At 72.4% G+C, this 7147-nt stretch carries 7 protein-coding genes and 2 pseudogenes; 5 read left to right on the top strand and 4 right to left on the bottom strand.

The window, feature by feature from the left end; genetic code table 11:
* The coding region (locus tag AWZ10_RS01365; RefSeq protein ID WP_159058193.1) for an HAD family hydrolase at positions 1 to 319 on the top strand (319 nt) is incomplete at its 5' end.
* 281 nt (positions 320 to 600) lie between these two features.
* On the opposite strand, the gene AWZ10_RS01370 is transcribed toward AWZ10_RS01365, so the two are convergent.
* Positions 601 to 1257, bottom strand: a complete 657-nt coding sequence (locus tag AWZ10_RS01370) for a M15 family metallopeptidase (protein ID WP_060890233.1) — start codon at positions 1255 to 1257, stop codon at positions 601 to 603.
* 159 nt (positions 1258 to 1416) lie between these two features.
* Between AWZ10_RS01370 and AWZ10_RS01375 the strand changes: the two genes are divergently transcribed.
* Positions 1417 to 2445: an SDR family oxidoreductase gene (locus AWZ10_RS01375; protein ID WP_060890234.1), complete on the top strand. Its 1029-nt coding sequence runs from the start codon at positions 1417 to 1419 to the stop codon at positions 2443 to 2445.
* Positions 2446 to 2548: 103 nt separating this feature from the next.
* Here AWZ10_RS01375 and AWZ10_RS01380 read toward each other — a convergent pair whose 3' ends face one another.
* The 3 genes and pseudogenes from AWZ10_RS01380 to AWZ10_RS47135 all read right to left on the bottom strand — a co-directional run.
* Entirely contained in the window at positions 2549 to 2809 is a 261-nt protein-coding gene (locus AWZ10_RS01380) for a hypothetical protein (protein WP_046704928.1), read from the bottom strand.
* 201 nt (positions 2810 to 3010) lie between these two features.
* A complete protein-coding gene (locus tag AWZ10_RS01385; RefSeq protein ID WP_060890236.1) occupies positions 3011 to 4000 on the bottom strand; it encodes a phosphotransferase family protein in 990 nt (329 codons plus the stop codon).
* A gap of 61 nt (positions 4001 to 4061) precedes the next feature.
* Positions 4062 to 4241 (bottom strand): annotated as a pseudogene (locus tag AWZ10_RS47135) (hypothetical protein); the annotation flags it as partial.
* Positions 4242 to 4403: 162 nt separating this feature from the next.
* Between AWZ10_RS47135 and AWZ10_RS01390 the strand changes: the two are divergent.
* The 3 genes and pseudogenes from AWZ10_RS01390 to AWZ10_RS01400 all read left to right on the top strand — a co-directional run.
* Entirely contained in the window at positions 4404 to 4898 is a 495-nt protein-coding gene (locus tag AWZ10_RS01390; protein WP_060890235.1) for an FBP domain-containing protein, read from the top strand.
* A gap of 202 nt (positions 4899 to 5100) precedes the next feature.
* Positions 5101 to 6357 carry an FUSC family protein gene (locus AWZ10_RS01395; RefSeq protein ID WP_046709615.1) on the top strand — a complete coding sequence of 419 codons (1257 nt, stop codon included), beginning with the start codon at positions 5101 to 5103 and terminating at the stop codon, positions 6355 to 6357.
* Positions 6358 to 6407: 50 nt separating this feature from the next.
* Positions 6408 to 7147, top strand: a pseudogene (locus AWZ10_RS01400) (hypothetical protein); the annotation flags it as partial.

Raw genomic sequence — 7147 nt, forward strand, 5'->3', positions numbered from 1 at the left:
GCTGCGACGGGCCATCGGGGCCGACGACGCCGTCGTGGCCACGGCGAGCGCCGACGACGTGGCCGAGGGGAAGCCGGCGCCTGACCCGGTCGAGCAGGCCCTGGAGCTGGCGGGGGCGGAGGCCGAGCGGTCGGTGTTCGTCGGGGACACGGTCTGGGACATGCGGGCGGGCGTCCGGGCGGGGGTCCGCTGCGTGGCGGTGCTCTGCGGCGGCATCCCACGGCCCGAACTGGAGGCGGCCGGCGCGGAGGCGGTGTTCCGGAATCCGGCCCATCTGCTGGCCGCGCTGGAGGAGAGTCCGCTCGGGCGGGAGGAATGACCTGGTGACAGCCACTGTGGGCGGCCTTGCGCGACGTGACGCAGATCACCGGCAATGTCCGGATACGGAAGGAACACCCCCTGGTACTTTCCCGTTGAACCGACCGTGGGTGCGGACGGGACAGTGTCCCCGGGCCTCACCTTTTGCCCACAGGGACGATCGTTCGGCTGAAGCCCTGTGGAGCCTTTCGCCGAGAGGCGACCGCCGTCCGCACCCACACACAGACCGCCCCGACCGTGATTCCCCCGTCCCGGTCGGGGCTTCTCCCTTTTCGGACGCGCTCAGGCGCCGAGTTCCCGCGGCCCGTACAGCGCCGCCGGCGCGCCCGTCATCAGGGCCCAGTAACGGTCGCCGTACGACCAGTGCCACCACTCGGTGGGGTAGTTGACCAGGCCGGCCGCGGTGAGGGCGGCGCCGAGCGTCTCCCGGTGGGCGCGGGCCTCGGCGGAGATGCCGTCCGCCCCCGTGTAGCAGGCGCCGGCACTCTCCTCGGGGTCGGCGTTGACCCGGGTACCGAGGTCCAGTTCACTGCCGTCGGCGTCGACGAGGGTCAGGTCCACGGCCGCGCCCGCGGAGTGCGGGGCTATCTCGGGCGGGGAGACATAGCGGCTGGCCGCCGTGCGGATACGGTCGGCGGGCCAGTCGGGGTGCAGGACGCGCTGCTCGGCCGCGTACTCCTCGAAGTACTCGCGCTGCAGGGACGGCGGGCGGTAGCCCTCGACGAAGAGTAGGCGCAGCCCGTCCGGCAGCCGTGACTGGGCCCGGACCAGCCGGTCGAGCACGCCCGCGCGCAGCTGGGCGTAGGCGCCCGTGGCGTCGGCCTTGCGCTCGTCGACCAGCAGGGGGCCGGCCCGGCGTACGTCGACGAGCGGCTCGTCGGAGTCGTGGACGGGTACGGCCGCCACCTTCGGGTCGGACATCAGGATGATCTCGGTCATGAGCTGATCATCTCGTGGGCCGGCCGGTCCCCGTGGGAATCGGCCCGGACGGTGGCCGGGCCTGCCCCGCGGAGTGTCCGGATGCGACCGCGTGCATCCGCGGGGCCCGGGTACTCGTGGGCGGCCCTGGAGGAACCAAGCGCGCGAGAGGAGTCAGCGGTGAACGGAGAATCCGGCAGCAGGATCGTGGTCACTGGCGCCACCGGCAATGTGGGGACGAGTCTGGTGCGTCTGCTCGCGGAGGACGCGCGGGTCGGCGAGATACGGGGGCTGGCCCGCCGGGTCCCCGAGTGGGCGCCCGCGAAGACGGAATGGTCGGCCGTGGACGTGGGGTCCGAGCAGGCCGATCTGGTCAAGGAGTTCGAGGGGGCGGAAGCGGTCGTCCATCTCGCCTGGGCGTTCCAGCCGACGCACGACCCGGCCGCGACCTGGCGGACCAATGTGCTGGGCGGTATCCGGGTCTTCGAGGCGGTGGCGGCGGCCAAGGTCCCGACGCTGGTGCACGCCTCGTCGGTCGGCGCGTACTCACCGGGGCCGAAGGACCGCGCGGTCGACGAGTCGTGGCCCACACACGGCTGGCCGGACGCCGCGTACTGCCGGGAGAAGGCGTATCTGGAGCGCGCCCTGGACTCCTTCGAGCACGAGCACACCGGGGTGCGGGTGGTGCGGATGCGGCCCGCGTTCCTGTTCAAGCGGGAGTCGGCGAGCGAGCAGCGCCGTATCTTCGGCGGGCGGTTCCTGCCGGGGCCGCTGGCCCGGCCGGAGCTGCTGCCGTTCCTGCCCGACATCCCCGGGCTGAGGGTGCAGACGCTGCACACCGACGACGCCGCTCAGGCGTACCGGCTGGCGCTGCACTCCGACGTCCACGGTGCCTTCAACCTCGCTGCGGAGTCGCCCGTGGACGCCGCGCTGCTCAGCGAGGTGCTGGGTTCCCGCGCGGTGAAGCTGCCCCGGGCCGCGGCCCGCTCCGCGGTCGCCGCCGCGTGGAATCTGCGGCTGCTGCCCGCCTCACCGCACCTCTTCGACGCGGTCCTGCGGCTGCCGCTGATGGACTCCTCGAAGGCCCGCGACGAGCTGGGCTGGCGACCGGAGCGTACGGCGGTGGAGGTGCTGGAGGAGTTCCTGGAGGGGCTGCGGCAAGGGGCCGGCGCCGACACGGAACCGCTTCAGGGGCGGAAGGTCGGCTGAATACGCCGATCCCGCCCCTCGGGGCCGACATGACGGCGCCTCCCCGGGTCCCACCGGGGAGGCGCCGAGTCTTCGCGGACGCCCTGCGGGGAAGGGCCGGCCGTCAGCCGGACGGCTCGTCGGGCACGGGCTGCTCGGGGTTGACGGCACCCGACCGCGTCGCGCCCTGTCGGCCGGTACCGGCCTCGTCCGTGTCGGGCACGTCGGTGGCTTCGCCGGCCGCGTCCTCGTCCTGTTCGTCGCCGGTGGCGCGCGTCGGGGCCACGTCCCAAGGATCCTCGGCCTCGCTCGCCTGCTGATCGGGCAGGTCCCTCGGTACGGGGTCCCCGTGCTCGCCGGGACTCTCCAGCCGATGATCGGTCACGGCGTGCTCCTTCCTGTCGTGCACCGGGCGCGGGTACCTCGGTCCGATCAACTCAAACCGGGTGTTCCGTGCGGCTCGGACCGGGCGTCCGTACGGCTCGGACCAGACACTTCGCGCGGCTCGGACCAGCTGCTCCGTACGGCTCGGACCAGACACTCCGTACGGCTCGGACCAGGTGCTCCGCGAACCGGGTGCGTCTCGTCAGGAGGGGGCGCACAGCTCCGCCAGGGCCGCCTTCAGCTGTGGCGCCACCGCCTCCCGCCGCCACGCGACCTGCTCGTCGTCCAGGGCGCGCGGCACCACCTCGACCAGCATGATCAGGTAGAGGTAGCTGCGGTAGAGGGCATAGCGCCGGCGGACCGAAGGAGTGAACTCGACGCTCCCGCCCGCCTCCTGATAACCCGTCAGGAAGTCGGCGTCCTGCCGGATGTCTCCCAGCAGCGACAGCGAGACGAAGTCCGCGACCGGGTCGCCCCAGAACATGCGCTCACCGTCGATCAGGCCGCCGACGCGCGGCGACTCCCCGCGCTCGACGAGGATGTTGCCCTGCCACAGGTCGAAGTGGACGAGACGCGGCACGGTCACCTCGTCGAGGGCGTCGTAGGCGGCCTTCGCCGTACGCGCCACCTCGTCCACGGGGAGGGGCAGCCAGGCCCGGAAGCGGCGGGCGTCGGCGAGCACGCCGTCGTAGATGGCGGTGAAGGCGGTGCGCCAGTCGGCGGTGAGGGGGCCGAACGTGCCGGACGGGTAGCCGAAGCCGGGGCCGGTCACCTCGTGGAGCCGGGCCACCAGACCGCCCAGCTCCCGCCGCAGCGCGGCCTGTTGAGCGGACTCCAGACCGTCCCATCCGCCACCCGGGCAGTGGGTGAGCAGGAGGTGGCGGCCGGTCGGCGCGGTCTCGTCGAGGGCGGCTCCGGCCACCCGTGGCGCGGGGACGCCGACGGTCCCCGCGGCCCGGCAGAACTCGGCCTCGGCGCCGAGGAGTTCGCTCTCGTAGGCCAGGCCGGGGGTGGTGGACGGCGGAGGGATCTTGAGAATCAGCCGGGTGCCGTCGGTGAGGCGCAGTTCCTCGACCGTGTTGTACGTGCCGCCGCCGAGCGGCTGCCGCTCGGAGAGCCTCTCGGGCGCGAGACCCGCCGCCGCCAGGACGAGCCGTGCCCGTTCCCCGTCGTCCACTCCGGTCTCCCTCATCACGTCGAACACAATCGTGCGGGCCCACTCTGCCAGGCGGGCCCGCACGACTGAACCCCCGTCATCCCGCCGTGCGGACGTCCTCCACATAGCGGCCGGAGGCGATGAGATCGTCCAGCCACCGTCCGGAGTCCGCGCCGGGGTTCCGCTCGGCGTGGATCGTACGGAACGCCTCGCGGACGCCGGACGCCATACGGGAGCCGTCGCCGCAGAGATACACGCGGGCACCTGCGTCCAGCAGGGCCCCACCCCGTCCTTGCCCGGTGCGTGGCCACCGACGAGCGTGCGGGCGGAGCAGTGCCGACGCGAATACCCATTGGCCCCTTCCCGGGGAAACGAGTAGCTTAGGCGAAAACCTAGTACTCCTAGGTTACGTCCGATCGCCACCCCGGAAGGAACCACCATGAAGCCGCTCACCGAGCAGGACATCCGCAGCTCCTTCGTCAACTGCTCCAAGGGCGAGGCGAAGAGGATCTCCCTCCCTCGTGATCTGGAACAACGCCCTTGGGAGGATCTGGACTTCCTCGGCTGGCGGGACCCGGGCGCGCCCGATCGGAGCTACCTCGTGACCGAGCGGACAGGTCGGCCGGTCGGTGTCACCTTGCGTTTTCCGTCCGCGCAGCGCGGCTTTCTGCATCGGAGCATGTGCTCGTTGTGTCTGACGACCCACCGGGGCGGCGGAGTCTCGTTGATGACGGCACGGAAGGCCGGCGCGGCCGGGCGCGAGGCGAACTCCGTAGGGCTGTACATGTGTGCCGACCTGGCGTGTTCGCTGTATGTGCGGGGCAGGAAGGCGCTCGACACGGGGAGCCGGTTCGAGGAGAGCCTCACGACGGAGGAGCAGATCGCCCGGACGGTGGGCAATCTGTCAGCGTTCCTGCAGAAGCTGTACGACTGACTCCGCCCGCTACCGGTCCGGCGTCCGCGCCGCCCGGTGGACCCTCCGCTCCCCGTGAAGTGAACCCCGCGCCGGGACCGGGGGGCGTCCCCGTCTCCGTCGCCCTGACCTCTCCACCTCCCGGCTCCCGGTGCGATCGCCCAGGTGACTACTGTCCTCGGTCGGGAGTTCGGTGGAGCGGCGGAAGGGGAACAGCGCAAGGATGCGAGACGTACGTGGTGTGTGGAGCGCGATCGGCACGCGGGTCGCGAAGTGGCGGCAGGACCCGGTGATGGTGCAGTCGGTGCGGTCGGCGGCGGCCGCCACGGTGGCCTATGTGGTGGCACTGCAGCTCAGCCCGGGGGCGGCGCCCCTGACTGCTCCGCTGACCGCGCTCCTCGTCGTGCAAGTGACCCTGTACTCCACACTCACCACGGGTGTCCGGCGGGTGAACTCGGTGGTCGCCGGCGTCGTCATCGCCATCGGCTTCAGCGTCCTGGTCGGCCTGACCTGGTGGAGCCTCGCCCTGATCATCCTGGCCTCGCTCGCGGTCGGCCATCTGGTGCGGGTGAGCGAGTTCGTGCCCGAGGTGGCGATCAGCGCGATGCTGGTGCTCGGGGTGACCAGGGTCGGCGACACGGCGTGGGCGCGGGTCCTGGAGACGCTGATCGGCGCGGTGGTCGGGCTCGCCTTCAACCTGCTGCTCGCTCCCCCGGTGTGGGTGGAGGCGGCCGGCGAGTCCATCGAGGACCTGGCCCGGCGGATGCGGCGGCTGATGATCCGGGTCGGCGAGGAGGCCGCGGGCCGCACCCCGGCAGAGGCCGCGGCGGCCCGGCTCCACGAGGCCCGGGAACTCGACTTCGACATCGTCGAGGTGGACGCGGCCCTCAAGCAGGCCGAGGACAGCCTGAAGCTCAATCCGCGCGTACGGGAGGGCCTGCTGCACCGGGTCGTGCTGCGCACCGGGCTGGACACGCTGGAGATCTGCACGGTGGTCCTGCGGGTGCTGGCCCGTACCCTGACCGACCTCGCCCGGGAACGGGAGCCCAATCCGCTGTTCTCCGCCCAGGTGGGGGCGGCCGTCGAGCAGTTGCTCGCCGAGATCGGCGACGCCGTGGTCAGCTTCGCCGTACTGGTCACGACCGACATCAGCCGCAGCGCCGAGTCCGCGGAGGCCCGGCTCACCGCCGAGCTGTCGACGGCCACCGCGACCCGCGACAAGCTGGCCCAGCTGCTCCTCGAAGAGATCCAGCGGGACGCCCGCCAGTGGCAGCTGCACGGTGCCGTGCTGACGGAGGTCAACCGCATGCTGGACGAACTGGACACCGAGCACCGCTCCCAGCGGCTCCTGGAGGAGCTCGACCGCTGCACCCGCGAACAGCGCGAGCGCTCGCCCCGGCTCACGCGCCTGCGCGACCGCGTGCGCATCCCGCGCCCCCTTCGGCGGAACCGGTCCGGCCTCGCCGGACGTATTGAGTGACGTCCTGCCAAGCGACGGGGCAGCACGCGATATCGAGGGGAGCGTACGGAATGGCCGAAGGCGCCGTGCGGATCGACGGGACCGCTCTGCATCTGCCGGGCGGTGTCCAGGTGCGCTTCAAGCGCACCCTGCGCCTGCCGGAGACGGGCACACACCAACTGCCGCCCGGTCTGGGTGACTTCCCGATCCGGCGGGTCGAGGACCACCCGCGGACCGCTCCGCAGGAGATGCGGGCGCGCGGGGGCGTGATGCTCCCCGTGTATCTGCGCGAGGCGATGTGGCTGCACTTCGGCGGCACCACGGAACCGGCCGCGCTCCAGGTCGGCGTCGGCAAGGTGTGCGCGGTGTCGGGCAAGCCGTGGAGCGGTGTGCTCGCGCGCGATCCGCAGAACTACGTGGTGCTGCCGCGGCAGCCGTGGCTCGACGGCATCAACTCCGGCAAGGGCACGGTCAGGCAGTTCGTGGCCGTCCCGCTCGGGCTGGGCGCCACGGTCGAGGGCCAGGTCACCGGCGAGGAGGTGTTCGGCGGGGTCCAGCTGCAGTCGTTCCCGCTGAACGACGAGCAGCTCGCCGGGTGGCGGGAGGAGGAGCGGCTGCGCGCCGAGCGGGAGCGAGGCCTGCGACTACTCGGTGCCCACGACGTCTTCGGCGGCACGGGCACGGTCCCGATGCCGCCGCCGGGTGCCACACCTGCACCGCCCCCGTCCAGCGGGTTCATGCCGCCTCCACCGGGTGGCGGGCCGATGCCTCCGGGTGCCCCGTACGCGGCGGCTGCTCCGGGCGCGGCCCC

It is taken from the genome of Streptomyces europaeiscabiei, from assembly GCF_001550375.1.
In the GTDB taxonomy this organism is placed as follows: Bacteria; Actinomycetota; Actinomycetes; order Streptomycetales; family Streptomycetaceae; genus Streptomyces; species Streptomyces europaeiscabiei.